This window comes from Mesorhizobium oxytropidicola (assembly GCF_056174625.1).
This window is the reverse complement of the sequence record NZ_CM149692.1, coordinates 5744682-5762824: the sequence shown is the minus strand read 5'-3', so window position 1 is coordinate 5762824 and position 18143 is coordinate 5744682. Positions and strand designations below refer to the sequence as shown.

The following is an 18143-nucleotide window of genomic DNA, read 5'->3' as shown; positions in this document are numbered from 1 at the left end:
CGATTCTGGCCCGAACGTGGACAAACAAAGGCGAAGCTGTGACTGCGCCGCCACTGTGGCGCCTGGGACACAGGCCTAGCTGCCGGGCACCAAAGCTTCGAGGGTCGGCAGGATCAGGGCCGGCGGGAAGTCCCGGTACTCCTCGGGCTGATTGGAGCGGTTGATCCACACCGTGCGGAAGCCGAATTTGGTGGCGCCCGCAATGTCCCAGCGGTTGGAGGACTGGAAGGACACCGCGCCGGGATAGAGCCGCCAGCCGGTGGCAACCATGTCGTAGACCGCCGGATCTGTCTTGAAACGCCGCACCGCATCGACGGAATAGATGTCGTCCAGAACCTGGTCGAGCGCTGCGGATTTGACCGCCGCTTCCAGCATTTCGGGCGAGCCGTTGGAAAGGATCGCCAGCCTGGCTCCCGAAGCCTTGAGCGCCTTCAACACGGCCGGCACTTCCGGGTAGCAATCCAGCCGCCAGTAGGCTTCCAGCAATTTTGCTCTGAGACCGGGATCTGCCGAGGGGACCTTGCGCAAGGCGAAGTCGAGCGCCTGTTCGGTCAGTTGCCAGAAATCCGCATAGGCGCCCATCAGCGTGCGCACCCAGGAATATTCGAGCTGCTTGGCGCGCCAGATTTCGGACAGCAACTGGCCGTCGGGCCCGATCTGATCGGCATGGCGGCGCACGGCGGCATGCACGTCGAACAGTGTGCCGTAGGCGTCGAAAACATAGGCGGCGTATTGCATGGCAACAGTTTTGAGGCGAGGCGGGGCAAGGTGCAAGCGTTGATTGCATCGCGCCCGACGCTGGCCTCAACAAAACTCCCCGATGCCCGTTGACGGCAGCGGCCAAAGCATCATCCAATGTTGTCACACAAGATTGATCGGACGGGACAACGCAATGACACTGGCGGCAGCGGCGCAATCCGCGACATGGACTTTCGTCGACGGCGACTGGTACGAGGGCAATGTCGCCATTCTGGGCCCGCGCAGCCACGCCATGTGGTTGGGCACCAGCGTGTTCGACGGGGGGCGCTGGTTCGAAGGCGTGGCGCCAGACCTCGACCTCCATGCCAGGAGGGTCAACGCCTCGGCAATCGCGCTTGGCCTCAAGCCGAACATGTCGCCCGAACAGATCGTCGGCCTGACCTGGGACGGATTGAAGAAATTCGACGGCAAGACGGCGGTCTATATCAGGCCGATGTACTGGGCCGAGCATGGCGGCTACATGGGTGTGCCGGCCGATCCCGCCTCGACGCGTTTCTGCCTCTGCCTCTATGAATCGCCGATGATCTCGCCGACCGGGTTTTCGGTGACGGTGTCGCCGTTCCGGCGCCCGACCATCGAAACCATGCCGACCAACGCCAAGGCCGGATGCCTCTATCCCAACAATGGCCGTGCCATTCTCGAAGCCAAGATGCGCGGCTTCGACAATGCGCTGGTGCTGGATATGCTGGGCAACGTCGCCGAGACCGGAAGCTCCAACATTTTCCTGGTCAAGGATGGCCACGTGCTGACGCCGGCGCCGAACGGCACCTTCCTGTCCGGCATCACCCGCTCGCGCACGATGACGCTGCTCGGCGAGTACGGCTTCAAGACGACGGAAAAGACGCTGTCGGTGCGCGATTTCCTGGAAGCGGATGAGATTTTCTCGACCGGCAACCATTCCAAGGTGGTGCCGATCACACGCATCGAGGACCGCAATCTGCAACCCGGGCCAGTAGCCAAGAAGGCGCGCGAGCTCTATTGGGATTGGGCGCATTCGAAATCGGCCGGTTGACGCGCTAGCCGGCCTTTTTGTCGCTGCCTGCTTGGCCGCAGGAAAACCGTGTGACAGTTTTCCGGAACCCGCTTAGAAAGGGGACCGGCGCTTCACTTCCGGAGTTGTCCCAGCTCAATCCAGACCTATGTTATCCGGTATCCACACCGGATTTTTCCACGAGGGAGTACTACCCATGGCTTTTGAATTGCCCGCTCTGCCCTACGACTATGAGGCCTTGCAGCCTTACATGTCGAAAGAGACGCTGGAGTATCACCACGACAAGCACCATAAGGCCTATGTCGACAACGGCAACAAGCTGGCCGCCGAGGCGGGCCTTGGCGACCTGTCGGTCGAAGAGGTGGTCAAACAGTCGTTCGGCAAGAATGCCGGTCTCTTCAACAATGCCGCGCAGCACTACAACCACATCCACTTCTGGAAGTGGATGAAGAAGGGCGGCGGCGGCAACAAGCTGCCTGGCGCACTGCAGAAGGCCTTCGACAGCGATCTCGGCGGCTATGACAAGTTCAAGGCTGATTTCATCGCTGCCGGCACGACGCAGTTCGGTTCGGGCTGGGCCTGGGTTTCCGTCAAGGACGGCAAGCTGGCGATTTCGAAGACCCCGAACGGCGAAAACCCGCTCGTTCATGGTGCCTCGCCGATCCTCGGCGTCGACGTCTGGGAACATTCCTATTACATCGACTACCGCAACGCCCGCCCGAAATATCTCGAGGCGTTCGTCGACAGCCTGATCAACTGGGATCACGTGCTGGAACTCTACGAAAAGGCGAAGTGATCGATCGACAGAAAGGCCCCGGCAACCGGGGCCTTTCTTTTTCTGTAGCGATGTCGGTGGCTGCGAAGGCCCGGCAAAAATCGCCCGAGGGAAGGGAATATTCCGTCCGCCACTTCCGTTGACGTCCTGTCCCCCAATACCTTCATCGTGGAGCCAAATGAATGAGAAAGCTTGTCATCGCCATCTCAATGCTTGCCTTCGCCGGTTCGGCGGCCTTTGCCGATCCGATCCTCGACCGGCAGGCTCTGATGAAGGAGCGCGGAAAGATCGTCGGCGGCTTGGCGAAAGTGGCCAAGGGCGAGGATCCCTTTGATGCTGCAGCCGTGCTGACACAACTCCAGGCGTTGCAGGCGAATGCTGAGAAGCTCGACGTGGACGCGTTGTTCCCTGCAGGCAGCGATGCCGGCGACACCACGGCGGGTCCGAAGATCTGGCAAGACATGGCAGGCTTCAAGGCTACCGAGGACAAATATCTCGCCGACGTCAAGGCCGCGACCGCTGCTGCTCCCGCCGACGTTGATGCGCTTAAGGGGCAGATCAACACCCTCGGTGGCGATTGCGGCACCTGTCACCAGACCTACCGGGTCAAGAAGGGCTGATTGCCTGACATGGCATGGGTGAAGACGCTCGTCGGCGCGGCCCTCATCCTGGGCGGCGCCGGCGCGGCTGCCGGTTGGCTTTTGTCGGCACCGGTGAAGCTGGATGCGGCAGCCCTGGCACAACTCGGGCCGGGCGATGCGGGCAGGGGCAAGCGCATTTTCTATGCCGGCGGCTGCACCTCCTGCCACGCCAAGCCGGGCTCGCAGGGCGATGCGCGGCTTCGACTGGTCGGCGGCCTCGAACTCAAGACGCCGTTCGGCACTTTCGTTCCGCCCAACATTTCGCAAGACCCCAAGGACGGCATCGGTGCGTGGTCGGTCGAGGATCTTGCCAACGCCATGCTCAAGGGCGTGTCGCCGTCCGGTGAGCATTTCTATCCGGCCTTTCCCTACGCGTCCTACGCGCGCATGAAGCCATCGGACATTGCCGATCTCTACGCCTTCCTGAAGACGCTGCCCGCGGTCGCCGGCAAGGCGCCGGCCAATTCGCTCGGGTTCCCCTTCAACATCCGTCGCGGCATCGGCCTGTGGAAACGGCTCTATCTCGGCGACCAGCCGGTTGTCGCCTTGGTCGATGGTACGCGCGATCAGGTGGTGGCCGGCCGCTATCTGGTCGAGGGCCCGGGTCACTGCGGCGAATGCCACACGCCGCGCGACTTCGCAGGCGGCATCGAGAAAAATGAATGGCTGGCCGGTGCGGTGGCCGCCGAAGGCTCGGGCATCGTGCCCAACATCACATCGGGCGGCGGCCTCGGCAACTGGTCGGAAGCCGACATCGCCAACTATCTCGAAACCGGTTTCACGCCGGATTTCGATTCCGTTGGCGGCGCGATGGTCGACGTGCAGCGCAACATGGCTGAGCTGACACAAGAGGATCGTGCTGCGATCGCCGCTTATCTCAAGGCCGTGCCGCCGTACCCGAACGGCTATCCCGCGCGCAAACCGGCAAGCTGATTATCGACTAGAGGTGGCGATCACCCAGGAAATCGAAGCCCGTCTCGAAGAAATGATTGTAGTTGCAGGTCAGTTCCTCGCCGGGTGCGATGTCGCGCAAGGCGTAGGTTTCCTCGGGCGAGGAGACATCGCAATTCGGCTCGTCGTCATGGTTCATGTAGCGGGCGTCGTCGGCTTCGAAGACGATGTAGGACGGATCGCGCCGGTCTGGGTAGGAATAGCGGTCGAGGTAGTTTTTCACCGGCCCGGTCTCGCCCTCATAGGTCTCGACGTCGATGATCCGGTCGAAGCGGGGGTCGAGCTTCCAGATCAGCGTGCCCTTGGGGATGTGGTGCTTGGCAAAGACACCGATGCCCTGGATCGGCGATTTGTCGAGATAGACGTCGACGAGCAGCATGATGGACCCTTGTGCGCGTGTGGGCTTCGTGGCCCCGGGAAAGTCGTGCATTGGGTAACGCGCGACCATCGCAATTGCGAGTGGAAATAAGCGATGCGGAATTCAAAAAGTCATGATCGCCAAATCCAAAAGTGAACGTGCTGCCCGGAGCGCTCAGCGTTGCTGCAGCGCCAGACGCACACCCAAGGCACAGTAGATGCCGCCGACAACCTTGCCCTGCCATTTCAGCACGGTCGGATTTCGGCGCAGGAAAGCGCCGAGGCGACCGGCGCTCACGGCAAAGACGACCGTGCTGAAAAGACCGAGCACCACGAAGACAATTCCCAATACGGCCAATTGAAGCATCACCGTTCCGTTTTCGGGCCGCACGAACTGAGGCAGAAATGCCAGGAAAAACAGCGCGGTCTTGGGGTTGAGCACTTCGGTCAGGACAGCCTGTCGAAACGCCTTGCCGGCGGAGATCGCAAGCGCGCCGGCAGTTGGATTGGTCGGCGCCTTCTCGATGATCGCGCGGATGCCGAGGTAAACGAGATAGGCCGCGCCGATGTATTTTACGATGCTGAACAGTGTCGCCGACGTGGCGATGATCGCCGAGATGCCGACCATCGCCATGACTGTGTGAAATATGTCGCCGGCCGCGATCCCGGCGCCGGTCGCGATTCCGACCTTCGTTCCCGAACTCGTTGCCCGGGCGATCGTCAACAGTGTGGCCGGACCCGGGATAAAGACAAAGCCGAGCACGACGGCGACATAGGCAATCAACGTGGACAGATCGATCATTTGAGCGTCTCCTCGGCGAGCTGCGCCTTGCCCGTCACCTTCAGCGCGAAGGAGTAGGTATAAGCGATTTCCTCAAGCCTTGAGAACCGGCCGGACGCGCCGGCATGGCCGGAATCCATGTTGATCTTGAACAGCACCGGATTGTCGCCGCTCTTGCGGTCGCGCAGCCGCGCCACCCATTTGGCCGGTTCCCAATAGGTGACGCGTGGATCGGTGAGGCCGGCAAGCGCCAAGATCGGCGGATAGTCGAGGGCCGCGACATTGTCGTAGGGCGAGTAGGCGGCGATGGTGCGGTAATCGTCGGCCGACGCGATCGGATTGCCCCATTCCGGCCATTCCGGCGGCGTCAGCGGCAGGGTCGCGTCGAGCATGGTGGTGAGAACGTCGACGAACGGAACCTCGGCGACGATGCCGCCAAAGCACTCCGGCGCCATGTTGGCGATGGCGCCCATCAGCATGCCGCCGGCCGAGCCGCCTTGCGCGACCATGCGGTCATGCGCGGTATAGCGCTCGGCAACGAGGTGGCGCGCACAGGCGATGAAATCCGTAAACGTGTTCATCTTGTGCGCCCGCTTGCCGTCATCGTACCAGCCGTAACCCTTGTCCTTGCCGCCACGGACATGGGCGATGGCGTAGACGAAGCCGCGGTCGACCAGCGACAGGCAGTTGGTGTTGAAGGCCGCCGGCACGGTGATGCCGTAGGAGCCGTAGCCGTAGAGCAGGCAAGGTGCCGATCCATCGAGCGGCGTGTCGCGATGGTGCAGAAGTGAGATCGGCACCAGCTCGCCATCGGAGGCGGGCGCCATCAGCCGCCTTGTGACGTAATGGTCCGCATCATGGCCGGATGGCACTTCCTGGGTCTTGAGCAAGACCCGTTCGCGGGTGCGCATATTGTAGTCGAACACTTGCGCCGGCGTCGTCATCGACGAATAGGAAAAGCGCATGATCTCGGTGTCGTATTCATAGGAACCCGACAGGCCGAGCGAGAAAGCCTCCTCATCGAGCGACAGTAGATGCTCTTCGCCATTGGCGCGATCGCGCACGACGATGCGCGGCAGACCCTCCTTGCGCTCGAGCCGGACCATATGGTCCTTGAAGCCGATCACCGACAGGATCAGCCGGCCCGGCTCATGCGCCACCAGTTCCTGCCAGTTGGCGCGGACCGGATCGCTTGCCGGCGCCGTCATGATCTTGAAGTCCTTCGCCCCGTCCGCATTGGTCAGGATGAAGAAGATGTCGCCGCCTTCCTCCAGCTCATATTGCAGGCCGATCTCGCGCGGCGAAACCAGTCTGGGTTCGGCAAACGGATCGCTGGCGCTCAGCAGGCGATATTCCGAGGTCTCGTGATCGTTGATGCCGATCATGATCCATTGGTTGTTGCGGGTGCCATCGACATTCATGAAGAAGCCGGGATCGGTTTCCTCATAGATCAGGCGGTCGTTTTCAGGGTCTTGTCCCAGCGCGTGGAACAGCACCTTCGACGGCCGGTGGTTGGGGTCGAGACGCGTATAGAAGAACCCGTCATTGCCCGCGTCCCACACGCCTGAACCGCCGGTGGCGGGAATCTGGTCCGCCAGTTCCTTGCCATCGGCAAGGTCGCGCACGCGCAGCGTGTAGAACTCGGAACCCTTGTCGTCGAATGCCCACAACAGCTTGCGATGATCGGCCGAATGATCGACGCCGCCGAGCCGGAAATAGGCCTTGCCTTGTGCCTCCAGGTCACCATCGAGCAGGATCTGCTCAGCTCCGCCATCGCGCGGCATACGGAAATAGCGCGGCTGCTCGCCGCCGAGCTTGAAGGAAGACCCATAGGCATACGGCCCGTCCTTCATCGGAACCGAAGAATCATCTTCCTTGATGCGGCCTTTCATCTCTTTGAAAAGCTGCTTCTGGAGCTCGACCGTGTCGGCCATCAGCTTCGACTGGTAGGCGTTTTCGGCTTCGAGTTCGGCGCGGATGCCCGCATCGAGCAGGGACGGATCCCTGAACATCTCCTGCCAGTTGTCGGCCCGCAGCCAGGCATATTCGTCGGTTCGCGTGATGCCGTGATGCGTGTCGAAAACCGGCCGCTTCTGCGGTGTTGGCGGGCTGACGATCGGAAATCGGGAAGTCTTGGTCATTGCGTCTCGCTTGGGGAATATCTTGGTGAATGAACACGCCGATCAGGGTGGGTTCAAGGACCGCGGCCTAGAGGTGGTGTCGGCTCCGGGAGATGGGCCGGGAGGAAAGATGATGACTGTTCGATCTCGGATTGCCGCGACTTTCGCCGTTGCTTCGCTGACTCTGGTCTTTGTTGGCCAGTCTCATGCGACCGTATTCGCGGCTTGGCAAGTGGCCAATGTGCCGTTCGGCGACACGCTCAATGTTCGTAAATATCCGTCCGGCACATCGCAGAAACAGGCCGCATACCCGAACGGGACCGTCCTGCAGATGACCGGGCGATGCACCGGCGGCATAAACCTGCTCGACATCGCCAACCAACCGGCATGGAAGCAACAGCAGACGGTTCGCTATCGCTGGTGCGAGGTCTGGCACGACCCGGCCAAGAACGGCGCCTTCGTCACCGGCTGGGCCTACGGCAAGTACATCACCCCGTATTGATTGACCACCGACGATTAGCGCTGCAGCGGGCGGCCGGCGGCCATGTCGCCGGCTTGCTTGCGTGCGCGGCAACCTGCGGTTTTGTGGACAGGTGTGAACAACCAAGATTGGCGGTACTGTGGTCAAGCAAAATGAAGCATTGAAACCCGATTTGTGAGCTATCGCGAATGTAACGACGAGCTGACGTAACGTCACCGATCCCTGCTCTGGCAAGCGAAATATCGAAAAATTACATAGTGCACGAAAGGTTGAAGCTAATCCGCGAATAGTTGATCGACTTTCTTCAATATAGTGCAGTGAGAGAATTGACTTACTTGACATGTGGGCTCATTGATGTGCCCGCGACGCGAATCGCGAAAGCTCTGCCTGCGCAAAATTCGCGCAATGCCCTGCCTGTAAAAAAGGGCGCATACCGACGTAACTCTAGTTGGGGCCTGAAGACCATGGATATTGTCGAAACACCTTCCAGAAACAACGATGCGCTGATCGAGCTGACCGCCGATGTGGTGGCCGCCTATGTCAGCAACAATCCCGTACCGGTCGGCGAACTGCCGAACCTCATATCCGATGTCCATGCCGCTCTCGGGCGTGTGGGCGGAACCGCCGAACAGCCTCCTGCCGACAAGCAGAAGCCGGCTGTCAACCCGAAGCGTTCGGTTCATGACGACTACATTGTCTGTCTTGAAGACGGCAAGAAGTTCAAGTCGCTCAAGCGTCACCTGATGACCCACTATGATCTGACGCCTGACCAGTATCGCGAAAAGTGGAATCTCGACCCGAGCTATCCGATGGTTGCTCCGAACTATGCGGCAGCCCGCTCGCAGCTCGCCAAGAAGATGGGCCTCGGCCGCAAGCGCAAGGCGCGGTAATCGCTGCTTTGTCAGGTCGAACCGACATCAACGGCGCCTTCGGGCGCCGTTTGATTTTGGAGACAGGGTTATCGGCCGACCGGTGGGGCGTCAGGCCGTCTGCTTGAGTGCCATCTCGGCATCGCGCTTGATGCGCTTGACCATCGAGCGAAGACCATTGGCGCGCTGCGGCGACAGGTGCTCGTCCAGGCCGAGTGCTTTCAGCGTTGCTTCCGCATCGGTTTTCTGGATTTCGCTGGCGGTCCTTCCCGAAAACAGCGCCAGCATGATGGCGACCAGCCCGCGCACGATATGGGCGTCCGAATCGCCCGTGAAGGTGATGACCGGATCGCTGCCCGGTCCCCGTTCGGTGGTCAGCCAGACCTGGCTTACGCAACCCGGTACCTTGTTGGCGGCATTGCGCTCCTCATCTGGAAACGGCGGCAGAGCCTCGCCCAGTTCGATCACATAGCGGTAGCGGTCTTCCCATTCGTCAAGGAACGAAAAGTCGTCGCGGATCGTCTGGATCGTGGTCGTCATAACCCGGATATAGTCACGCAGCGGCGCCGCGTCACGGAAAAAACAAGGACACCGCGGGCGTCGAGAGGGCAGACGACCCGCGGTGCGCCGTCGAAACGGCTTAATTCTTTATCGGCAGCCTAGTTCTTTATCGGCAGGTTGACGGTCTCGGGCAGGACAACCTCTTGCGGCACGCTGCCCGTCATTGTCGAGGTGTCGGGGCCAGCCGACTTGTCGTCCAGCATGGCGGCCGCGATCTTGGCGGTTTCCTTGGCGCGGGCGGTGATGGTGTGCATCGCCGACTTGCCGGTTTCACAGACATCGGGCTTGCGCTCGCAGATGCCGGCAATGTCGCCCACCGCGTCGCGTGCCGCGAACAGGGCCTGGATCGGCCCGACGCTTTCCTGGCCCGGCTCGTCGGAACCGACGCTCAGCGGCAGCGCCAGCAGCACCAGTGAAAACCAGAAAGCCATTCTTATCAGGAAGAACATGCCTTGCCTCTCGTCGTGACCGGATCATGCATCACATGGCATGACCTCTTTTATGGGCAGGATGTTGGCACACAGGCACAAAGGACGGCTTGCACGTTCGCAGAGAATTTTCCTCAAATTTTAGGCAAATTCGAAACGAAGCGTTTTGCCGTGGATTTGTTTCATATCGGGACGATTTTCGACACCTTTTGATAACCATCTATTGGATTGTTTCTATTGCGGTTTTCTGAAATTTGGGCGGTTCTCCCTCCGTCCATGGTCCGCTCCCGGCAGGCGTCCGGAGATAACCCTCCATTTACTATGGCGGCATTTGCCCGGGTTTTCGGCCCCTGCCATCCCGATATTTGCCACAGGCCGGGCTTTGGTCGGCGCTGCCTTATCCATTCCTTAAACGCTGGATGAGAGTTTCAGAGCCAATCAAAACAATCTGCAAAAGCAGAGCTGTTCACGACGAGTGCGAGTGCGTTGAGTTGATGCCGATCAAGGCCAGATACGCTGAATTGCCTGGCGCGATTGCCGCCGGCTGCGAACGTATGGTCCATCCCTCGATTCTCGGGCAGAGCGGCCGCGAGCGTCAGCGCCGCTTCATCGGCGTCATGCTGGCGGCGCCGTTCTTTGCCGCCGGTGCCGCGGTCACGCTGGTGACATCAGGCATGGGTGCCGCGGTGACCGTGGCCGCCATCTTCGCGGCCTTCGGTCTGTGCTGGTTCGTCGCCTTGCTGGTGGCAGCGACCGGCAAGATGGCCGCGGCGGCACCGATCGCCCTGGCGATGGCGGCTGTTGCGCTTGGCGGGCTGATCGCCGCCGCCGGCGGGTTGAGTTCTCCTGTCGCCATGCTTGCCGTGGCGCTGCCCTTCGAAGCCTGGTGGATCGGCGGCTCGCGGCGCGCGGCCCTGTGGGGAGCGGTCTCGGCCATTGTCGCCATTGTCCTTCAGCCTCTGGCTGCGGCCTTCCTGCCCTTCGCGGGCGCGCAGATCGCCGCCTGGCATTGGCTGGTGCCGTTGGCCTGGGCGCTGACGCTGATCCCGCGCCTGTCGGCGTTTCGCGATAGCGCCGGTGCGGCTGATACGCTGGATACCGGCGACCGGCTGGAAGACATTATCGACGCGGTGGTCCTGCGGATCGCTCGCCATGGTGAAGTCCTGGACGCCTCCGCCAAGGCGCGCACGCTTTTGAAATTGCCGCCGGAACTGCTTTCCGGAACCGGCCTCTTCGACCGCGTCCACCTGTCGGACCGTGTCTCCTATCTCAGCGCCCTGGCCGACATGCGCGACGGTGCTGCCTCGCGCCGCCTCGAATTGCGCATCAGGCTGCCGCAGAGCGGCAATGGCCAGAATGACACGCGCTCGATGGCCGACAATTATCGGCCGTTCCTGCTCGAGCTGCTGCGTGGCGAGGAACAGAGCGACGTCTTCACGCTGGTCCTGCGTGAGAATGACGAGACGGCCCGGCTGCGTGAGGACCTCGCGCAGGCCAATGAGACGGCGGCTGCCGCCGAAGTGGCCAAGGGCCGGTTCCTGGCGGTGGTCAGCCATGAACTGCGCACGCCGCTGAACGCCATCATCGGCTTCTCGGACATGCTGCTGCATGAGATGTTCGGCGCCTTCAAGGATCCGCGCCAGAAGGAATATGTCACCTTGGTGCGGGATTCCGGCCAGCATCTTTTGGCCGTCGTGACATCCATACTCGACGTATCGAGGATCGAATCGGGCGCCTACACGGCGGAACCGGAGCCGTTCCGGTTCATGGAAGCCGTTGACATGTGCCAGTCGATGATGCGGCTGCAGGCTCAGGCCAAGAATATCGACCTGCAGACGCAGATCGCACCCGACGCCGGCGACATCAATGCCGATCGCCGCGCCGTGCAGCAGATCCTGATCAACCTCGTCTCCAATGCGATCAAGTTCACGCCCGACGGCGGCGATGTCGTCGTCGGCGCCAAGCGGATCGGTTCGCGCCTGCATTTCTGGGTCAGGGATACCGGCATCGGCATTGCCGAGGAGGATTTCGCCAATCTCGGCAAGCCCTTCACGCAGATCCACAACGACTATACCCGCCGTTTCGAGGGGACCGGCCTTGGCCTGTCACTGGTGAAGGGGCTGGTGGCACTGCACGAAGGCACCATGTCGATCGAAAGCATGCCGGGCGAGGGCACCACGGTGACCATCAGCCTGCCGGTCAACGGGCCGAAGGGGCGCCCGGCGAACCAGGTAGGGGTGCTGACGATGCCGGTGACGAGGGCGAAAGGGGACAGAAATGGCTCGCTCCGCAAAACAGCCTAAGGCGGTCAAACGCCGCAGCAATGCCTTTCAGGACGGCGCCATCGCCGTCGGCGGGATGATTTCGCGCAATCCCGTGCTGGTCGGCGGGTCGACGGCATTCCTGGTGACGCTGTTCTATGTCTCGGCCAATGCGCTGTGGTATCAGCCCTTCCCGCATGCCGGGGCATTCTTCGCCACCCGCCACTTCCAGGGTTTTCCGCACACGGCTGCCGACGAGCCGGAGACCACGATCAACATCGTACGACCCAATACGGCGCCCGCCCCGATGAAGGGCGATCCGGTGGTCGAGCAGGTGCAAGGCATATTGAAGGATCTCGACTTCTATTCCGGCACGGTCGACGGCATTTCCGGCCCCAACACGCGCAAGGCCATCCAAGCCTATCAGCAGAAGGTCGGGCTCAACGCTTCCGGCGAGATCGACGCGCTACTGCTGGATCAGCTTGGCGCAACGCCGAAGACCGCTGCCGTGCCGAAACCGCAGCCTCGTCCTGACGTGGCGCCGGCCGCCGTTCCGGTGTCCTTGCAGACAAATTCTGGGCAGACAAATTCCGGGCAGACGGATGCCGCTCCGACCCAGGGACCCGACCCCCGCATCGTCAAGATCCAGGCCGGTCTCAAGGCCTTCGGCAATGACGACATGCAGCTGGATGGTGTCGTCGGCGCGCGCACCAAGGCGGCGATCAAGGAATTCCAGTCGCTGTTCGGACTGCCGCAGACCGGCGAGCCCGACGAGATCGTCTACGTCAAGATGCGCGAGATCGGCCTGACCAACTGAGGCCTGAAACCGACGGCTCGCGGAGCGGCGGAAATATCGCTAGATAGCCGCACGCTTTCGGAGTTGTCTCATGCGCGTCACATCGGATCTGTGGGTCTCTGCCTTGGTGCGCCGGGTTTTCGGCGCCGGCGGCTTTGCCGCCGTGGTCAACCGTGGCGCCACCGAGGCCGGTGCCGTCTTCGTGCTGGCGCGGGGCAGGCTGGGTGACGTTACCCTCTACGGGCCGGCGCCGCAGACAAGTTACGATTCGGCCAAGCCCGACGACCGCTTCTTCAGCCTTCTCGCCACCGGCGATGATCCTGCCGTGCTCGATATTCGTCTTGAGAGGAAAGAAGTTCGATCCCGACATCTGGGTGGTCGAGATCGAGGCTGGCACCGTTCCCGTCGAGGAGCTTATTTCCGTGAAGACGCCCTGAGGCCGGGAGCCGCGGCTTCGTCGCTGTTCGAGGCCTTGCGGCCGTCGCTGTTTGCGGGCGAAGCGTCACGAACCATCCTGGACAAGGTCTCGGCCTTCCAGCCCCGCACCCGGTCCAGAGCCACATCGCGATGCAGTAGGCGGTAGCGGTCGAGATAGGTGCGGATGGCCTGCGGATGTGGGAACAGGCTGGGATAGATGGCGACCGTGATCAGGAAGGCCCGGTCCTCGCTGAAGTCGAGCGAGCGCAGTGCTGCAAGCAGGGGGGCATAGTTCTGGTTGGCGGTCAGCGTGCGCGCGGTCGAGAAATCAATGTCGAGAGCGTCGGCAAGCGCGGTCTGGAAGAAAGCGGCGTTTCCCGTCAGCGCCGTCTCGCGCAGTTTGACATAGGTATCCGCGCCAGGGAACGCATCGACCTTCGCCGCCGATGCTTCGTCGCCGGTGCGCATCATGGAACGCAGCCTGCGCCGCGCATTCTCGGCGGCAGTGCCGGCGGACTGTTGCCCTGTCGCACTGGCTTCGGCCGCTTCAGCTTTTGCGACCGCGACGGTTGGTGCCGCGGGGGCTTGCACCTCCGGATCGCGCACCCGCACCAGTGTCGGCCGTTCGAGCACCCTGATCAGATCGGCGATGGTCGGGTTCAGGTCCTTGCGGCGCGCTATGGCGCGCGCATGCGGCAGCCCATGGCGGCCAATCAGTGCGATCAGGTCGATATCGCTGACCGCGCGCGAGCGGATCAGCAGCGGCGCGGCAATGTCGACCGGTTCTTCGCAAAGGCGGCGCACGAGTGCCGCGGGGGCATATTCGCATTCGGACAGGGCGGCGGCCACGTAGCGCCGTGATTCGACGGACACATCGTCGAACAGGGGCAGCGTCAGGTCTTCGAGCTGGCCGATCTCGCGGCGCGACGGACGGGTCAGCGAGCAGAACGCCGACACCGCGGCGCGGAACAGCCTTTCGGCCTTGCCCGATTCCGTTCGTATCGCGATTTGCCTGAAGTCCGAAGATGACACGAAGGATACCCGATACTCGATACACAGCCTTGATCATGCTCAACCGGACTACGTCGGTTTCGCGATCGCCAAGAACAAAGATCAAGTTAGCGACGATCCGTTAGCGCTCCGTTAACCCTCTGCCTGCCTTAATGATATTTGGAGGCGTTGCGTTGTGCTCCGGGGAAACCGAGAGGAATGCGCGAATCATGGGCATGGTACTGTCTTTCGTGCCGCGTGCGGCACCGACCAATCGAGCCAAGCAAACCACCGAAATACCGGCGGCGGTGATCATCTTTCCCGGCATCCGCTATGAGCGGTCCAGCACCGGCGAGGCGCGGCCTGTCGGGCCCGATAAGCCGGGATCGCCACGGACACCGGTGCCGCACCACTGAGCCTTGCTGAAGCCGCGACCTGATCCGTCAGGCCGTTTGGCCTTGGGCTCTGATGAACTGACCTAGAAATCCTGCAGCTCGCAGGAACTCTGATCGAGAAAGCGCGACACGATCGGCTTCCAGCTGTCGTCCGGCACGAAGCTGCGGATGACGAAGATGCCCTCGTCGATCGGCGCTTCGACGAAGATCGCTCCTTGCAAATCCTCGGGCAAGTCCTTGCGCACGTCGATCATCTGCGCCGGCGTCAGCACGACCGCATCGAGCTTGCCGCCGGTCGCCGTATGGTCGTTGAAGGAATAGATGTTGTGGCCGTTGCGGTCATAGACCGACACCGACCAGAAGGGGACATTGCCCGGCGCCTTGATGCGGACCATGCCTTCCTCGAGGTCGAAACGGCAGGCCGTGGCATAGAACAGCGGGTCGACCGATTTCACCACCGGCGCGCCACCCGCCTCGGCATCGAGCCGGTTCATCCGGTAGAGATCGGATGCCATCGACAGCCGCGACCAGGCGTCGCGTTCCGAAAATTCCGGCACCAGAAGCAGCACGACGATATGCACGATGCCGGCACCGACCAGGCCGAGCAGGACGGCATGGAAAAGCCTGCGCAGCGCGGCCAGGACACTACGCATCGCAGCCGGCCTTCAGGATCCTGGGCAGCGACACGTCCGACAGGCCGGTGCTGCTGGCGATCGGCGTGTCGTAGAAGGTCAGGACGAAATACATCCGCCCGGAACCGTCGGTCAGAAGCCAGTTGCCGGACATTGGGTGATGGCCGACCGAAATGATCACCGAATTGTCGGCCTGGCGCAGCACCTCGTAGGACTGAAGTGCTGCAAGTCGCGGCTTACCGGTCTCGACGACGCCAAGCGACTGATCGGCGGCATAGAGCGTCCAGAAGCGGGCGGTCGGAAATCCGCCCTCTATTCTGTAGCTGCATTCCCGCTTGAGCTGGTCGCCGGCAGCGTCATTTTCCGCGACGAAGGACAGGCCTTCGGCGCGGCCGAGCGCAAGCACGCCCTCGCGCGCCACGCGCGCCTTGGAGTAGGGGTCGGCGGCCGGCGTGCCGATGTCGGGAAAGGCGGTCCATTGGCCGATGCGGATTGCGCCGACGCCGTCCTGGATCTTCAGCGCATACCAGACGCTGGCGCCGCCGCCGCCAATGGCTATGGCAAGCGAAAGCAGCATCAGGAAGGCATTCTTGAGCATGAAGGGCCGGTGAATGAAGGAGTGCGGCTCGGGGATATCGCGGCGCGGGGCCTTGTGGCAAGCGGGCGTGATGGATTTGCGTATTGGCCTGGCCCGCGCCGGACAGATGTCAAAGCGCCGAAAGCGTTTCGGGCGGGGTGGGGGCGTTGAGTTTGGGGGCGGACTGGAACAGCTGCGTCATGTCCCTCAGCGTCTGCGTGGTCCGGCTGGACAGCACCGCCGGGCGTTCGGCGGCCGCGTCGGTCGCGGCCTGTTCATCGCTCTTCTTCTGCGCTTCCGCGGCCTTGGCCGCGATCTCCTCGTCGACGAAGGGTTTGTCGATGCCGGGGATCGGCTTCAAGTCGATGTTCTGGTGCGCGTAGACCATCAGGCGCTGCCAAACCATCGCCGGCAGCGAGCCGCCCGTCATGTTCTTGGTCGGGGTGAAATCATCGTTGCCCAGCCACACGGCCGCCGTGTAGTTGCCGGTGAAGCCGACGAACCAGGCATCGCGATAGGATTGCGTCGTGCCGGTCTTGCCGGCGACGACGATGTTGGGAATTTGCGCCCGCCGTGCCGTGCCCATCACCGGCACGGCCGCCAGCATGGTGTTCATGGATTTCAGCGCCTGCTCGGAGAGCACCCGGTGCGGCGGCGGCGCATCCTTGGTCCAGTCATACACCACGTCGCCGGTGCGGGTGACGAGCTGGGTGATGCCGTGCCTGGAACCGACGAAGCCGTTCTGGGCGAACACGCTGTAGCCCGTCGCCTGGTCCATCACGGTCATGCCCGAAGTGCCGAGCACCATCGTCTTGTGCGCCTCGAGCGGCGATTCCACGCCCATCGCCTCGGCCATAGCCTTGATCGGCGCGATGCCGAGATGGTCCTTGGCCAGCCGCACCGGTACGGTGTTGATCGACTTGGCCATCGCCATGATCAGCGTGATGTTGCCGGCTGATTCGCCACTGTAGTTGTGCGGTGACCAGTTGCCCCAGCTGATCGGGCCGCCTGATATGATCGAGTTCGGCGTAAAACCGTGTTCCATCGCCGTGGCGTAGACATAGGGTTTGAAGGACGAACCGGTCTGGCGGAGCGCCTTGGTGGCGCGGTTGAACTGGCTGGCGCCGTAGTCGCGGCCGCCGACGATCGCCCGCACCGCGCCATTGGTCTCGATGACCACCACGGCGCCTTCGGTGACGTTGTACTCCTTGCCGAACTGGCGCAGGTGGAACTCGACGGACTCTTCCGCCGCCTTCTGGATGTTGGCGTCGAAGGTGGTGTGGGCGACCAGCGAGTGCTGGCCGGGCTTGGCGATCTTCTTGACCTCGTCGAAGGCCCAATCGAGGAAATAGTCTGGGCTCTTCTGTTCGCCGCGGTCGACGACGTCAGCCGGATGCAACCTTGCCTGCAACACCTGGCCCTCGGTCATGAAGCCGGAATCGACCAGATTGGACAGCACCACATTGGCGCGCGCACGCGCCGCCGGCAGGTTGATGTGGGGGGCGTATTTGGTCGGCGCCTTGAACAGGCCGGCCAGCATCGCCGCCTCGGCAAGGTTGAGATCCTTGACGCTCTTGCCGAAATAGAAATCCGCCGCCGCCTCGATGCCGAACGTGCCGCCGCCCATATAGGCGCGGTCGAGATAGAGCTGCAGGATTTCCTTCTTCGACAGATTGGCTTCGAGCCACAGCGACAGGAAGGCTTCCTTGATCTTGCGCTCGAACGTTCGCTCATTGGTCAGGAACAGGTTCTTGGCCAATTGCTGGGTGATGCTGGAGCCGCCCTGAACGACGGAATTCGCCCGCACATTCTCGAAGATGGCGCGCGAAAGGCCGAGCACGTCGATGCCGTAATGGTCGAAGAAACGCCGATCCTCGGTGGCCAGCACCGCCTTGATGACATGGTCCGGCATCTCGTCGACCGGCACCGAATCGCGCTGGATGATGCCGCGCTGGCCGATCTCGTTGCCATAGCGGTCGAGGAAGGTGACGGCGAAATCGCCCTGGGCGCGCCAGTCGCCGGCCGTATCCTGGAAAGCCGGAATGGCCAGCGCCAGCATCACTACGATGCCGCCGGCGCCCAGCGTGAAACCTTCGCTCAAAATCTCGATGATGCCGCGCCGCCAGCCCTTGAGACGAAAGCGCCGCGAGAAGATCGTCGCGGCCTCCCAGAACTGCCGCGCCTTGAACCCGATCTCGTAGAGCGAGGAATCGATCCAGGCGTCCAGCGCCAGAAGGCGCGACGCGATCGGACCTCTTCTCTTGCGCGGTTCAGGGCTGACCATTCAAAAACCCGGCTCGACTGTGGCGTGACCTGAAAACCGCAAGCCGGCAATTTCAGGGCGGCGCCCTGTCCCGACTA

At 62.3% G+C, this 18143-nt stretch carries 19 protein-coding genes and 1 pseudogene; 10 read left to right on the top strand and 10 right to left on the bottom strand.

What is annotated here, in order from left to right; all coding sequences use genetic code 11:
* Positions 1 to 75 precede the first annotated feature (75 nt).
* Positions 76 to 738 (bottom strand): haloacid dehalogenase type II, encoded by a 663-nt coding sequence (locus AC0V8S_RS29050; protein ID WP_183457671.1) that lies wholly within the window; start codon positions 736 to 738, stop codon positions 76 to 78.
* A 154-nt stretch (positions 739 to 892) separates the two neighbouring features.
* On the opposite strand from AC0V8S_RS29050, the gene AC0V8S_RS29045 reads away from it, so the two are divergent.
* The 4 genes from AC0V8S_RS29045 to AC0V8S_RS29030 all read left to right on the top strand — a co-directional run bounded on the left by AC0V8S_RS29045 (position 893) and on the right by AC0V8S_RS29030 (position 4099).
* Complete coding sequence (locus tag AC0V8S_RS29045) at positions 893 to 1771, top strand: branched-chain amino acid aminotransferase (RefSeq protein ID WP_475434874.1); 879 nt, start codon at positions 893 to 895, stop codon at positions 1769 to 1771.
* A gap of 175 nt (positions 1772 to 1946) precedes the next feature.
* Positions 1947 to 2546, top strand: coding sequence for a superoxide dismutase (locus tag AC0V8S_RS29040; protein WP_475434872.1), 600 nt, complete (start codon positions 1947 to 1949; stop codon positions 2544 to 2546).
* Between the two features lie 161 nt (positions 2547 to 2707).
* Complete coding sequence (locus AC0V8S_RS29035; RefSeq protein ID WP_183457677.1) at positions 2708 to 3145, top strand: c-type cytochrome; 438 nt, start codon at positions 2708 to 2710, stop codon at positions 3143 to 3145.
* 9 nt (positions 3146 to 3154) lie between these two features.
* A complete protein-coding gene (locus AC0V8S_RS29030) occupies positions 3155 to 4099 on the top strand; it encodes a cytochrome c (RefSeq protein ID WP_475438716.1) in 945 nt (314 codons plus the stop codon).
* 7 nt (positions 4100 to 4106) lie between these two features.
* Here the strand turns inward: AC0V8S_RS29030 and AC0V8S_RS29025 are convergent, their stop codons facing one another.
* The 3 genes from AC0V8S_RS29025 to AC0V8S_RS29015 all read right to left on the bottom strand — a co-directional run bounded on the left by AC0V8S_RS29025 (position 4107) and on the right by AC0V8S_RS29015 (position 7396).
* Entirely contained in the window at positions 4107 to 4496 is a 390-nt protein-coding gene (locus AC0V8S_RS29025) for an SET domain-containing protein (RefSeq protein WP_095204295.1), read from the bottom strand.
* Positions 4497 to 4649: 153 nt separating this feature from the next.
* Entirely contained in the window at positions 4650 to 5276 is a 627-nt protein-coding gene (locus AC0V8S_RS29020) for a LysE family translocator (RefSeq protein ID WP_183457679.1), read from the bottom strand.
* Entirely contained in the window at positions 5273 to 7396 is a 2124-nt protein-coding gene (locus AC0V8S_RS29015) for a S9 family peptidase (protein ID WP_475434870.1), read from the bottom strand. Before AC0V8S_RS29015 ends, AC0V8S_RS29020 begins: the two co-directional genes overlap by 4 nt.
* A gap of 112 nt (positions 7397 to 7508) precedes the next feature.
* On the opposite strand from AC0V8S_RS29015, the gene AC0V8S_RS29010 reads away from it, so the two are divergent.
* Together AC0V8S_RS29010 and AC0V8S_RS29005 are read left to right on the top strand one after the other, a co-directional pair.
* Positions 7509 to 7877: an SH3 domain-containing protein gene (locus tag AC0V8S_RS29010; protein WP_202353810.1), complete on the top strand. Its 369-nt coding sequence runs from the start codon at positions 7509 to 7511 to the stop codon at positions 7875 to 7877.
* Between the two features lie 443 nt (positions 7878 to 8320).
* A complete protein-coding gene (locus AC0V8S_RS29005; protein WP_010915014.1) occupies positions 8321 to 8746 on the top strand; it encodes a Ros/MucR family transcriptional regulator in 426 nt (141 codons plus the stop codon).
* A 90-nt stretch (positions 8747 to 8836) separates the two neighbouring features.
* On the opposite strand, the gene AC0V8S_RS29000 is transcribed toward AC0V8S_RS29005, so the two are convergent.
* Both AC0V8S_RS29000 and AC0V8S_RS28995 read right to left on the bottom strand, forming a co-directional pair.
* Complete coding sequence (locus AC0V8S_RS29000; protein ID WP_322418504.1) at positions 8837 to 9265, bottom strand: SufE family protein; 429 nt, start codon at positions 9263 to 9265, stop codon at positions 8837 to 8839.
* 119 nt (positions 9266 to 9384) lie between these two features.
* Positions 9385 to 9735 carry a DUF5330 domain-containing protein gene (locus AC0V8S_RS28995; RefSeq protein WP_095204286.1) on the bottom strand — a complete coding sequence of 117 codons (351 nt, stop codon included), beginning with the start codon at positions 9733 to 9735 and terminating at the stop codon, positions 9385 to 9387.
* Positions 9736 to 10268: 533 nt separating this feature from the next.
* Between AC0V8S_RS28995 and AC0V8S_RS28990 the strand changes: the two genes are divergently transcribed.
* The 3 genes and pseudogenes from AC0V8S_RS28990 to AC0V8S_RS28980 all read left to right on the top strand — a co-directional run bounded on the left by AC0V8S_RS28990 (position 10269) and on the right by AC0V8S_RS28980 (position 13208).
* Positions 10269 to 12017 carry a sensor histidine kinase gene (locus AC0V8S_RS28990; protein WP_475438715.1) on the top strand — a complete coding sequence of 583 codons (1749 nt, stop codon included), beginning with the start codon at positions 10269 to 10271 and terminating at the stop codon, positions 12015 to 12017.
* On the top strand, positions 11992 to 12792 hold the full coding sequence (locus AC0V8S_RS28985) for a peptidoglycan-binding domain-containing protein (RefSeq protein ID WP_475434867.1): 801 nt from the start codon (positions 11992 to 11994) through the stop codon (positions 12790 to 12792). The genes AC0V8S_RS28990 and AC0V8S_RS28985 overlap by 26 nt, the downstream gene beginning before the upstream one ends.
* Before the next feature lie 70 nt (positions 12793 to 12862).
* Positions 12863 to 13208 (top strand): annotated as a pseudogene (locus tag AC0V8S_RS28980) (DUF1491 family protein).
* Here AC0V8S_RS28980 and AC0V8S_RS28975 read toward each other — a convergent pair.
* Complete coding sequence (locus AC0V8S_RS28975) at positions 13186 to 14220, bottom strand: hypothetical protein (protein WP_475434865.1); 1035 nt, start codon at positions 14218 to 14220, stop codon at positions 13186 to 13188. The pseudogene AC0V8S_RS28980 and the gene AC0V8S_RS28975 sit on opposite strands and share 23 nt — an antisense overlap.
* A gap of 188 nt (positions 14221 to 14408) precedes the next feature.
* Between AC0V8S_RS28975 and AC0V8S_RS28970 the strand changes: the two genes are divergently transcribed.
* Positions 14409 to 14594, top strand: coding sequence for a hypothetical protein (locus AC0V8S_RS28970; protein WP_244661601.1), 186 nt, complete (start codon positions 14409 to 14411; stop codon positions 14592 to 14594).
* A 62-nt stretch (positions 14595 to 14656) separates the two neighbouring features.
* Here AC0V8S_RS28970 and AC0V8S_RS28965 read toward each other — a convergent pair whose 3' ends face one another.
* The 3 genes from AC0V8S_RS28965 to AC0V8S_RS28955 all read right to left on the bottom strand — a co-directional run bounded on the left by AC0V8S_RS28965 (position 14657) and on the right by AC0V8S_RS28955 (position 18066).
* Positions 14657 to 15226 carry a DUF1254 domain-containing protein gene (locus AC0V8S_RS28965; RefSeq protein ID WP_475434863.1) on the bottom strand — a complete coding sequence of 190 codons (570 nt, stop codon included), beginning with the start codon at positions 15224 to 15226 and terminating at the stop codon, positions 14657 to 14659.
* Positions 15219 to 15803 (bottom strand): DUF1214 domain-containing protein, encoded by a 585-nt coding sequence (locus tag AC0V8S_RS28960; protein ID WP_183457691.1) that lies wholly within the window; start codon positions 15801 to 15803, stop codon positions 15219 to 15221. Before AC0V8S_RS28960 ends, AC0V8S_RS28965 begins: the two co-directional genes overlap by 8 nt.
* A 109-nt stretch (positions 15804 to 15912) precedes the next feature.
* Positions 15913 to 18066 carry a transglycosylase domain-containing protein gene (locus AC0V8S_RS28955; protein ID WP_183457693.1) on the bottom strand — a complete coding sequence of 718 codons (2154 nt, stop codon included), beginning with the start codon at positions 18064 to 18066 and terminating at the stop codon, positions 15913 to 15915.
* Between the last annotated feature and the right edge of the window lie 77 nt (positions 18067 to 18143).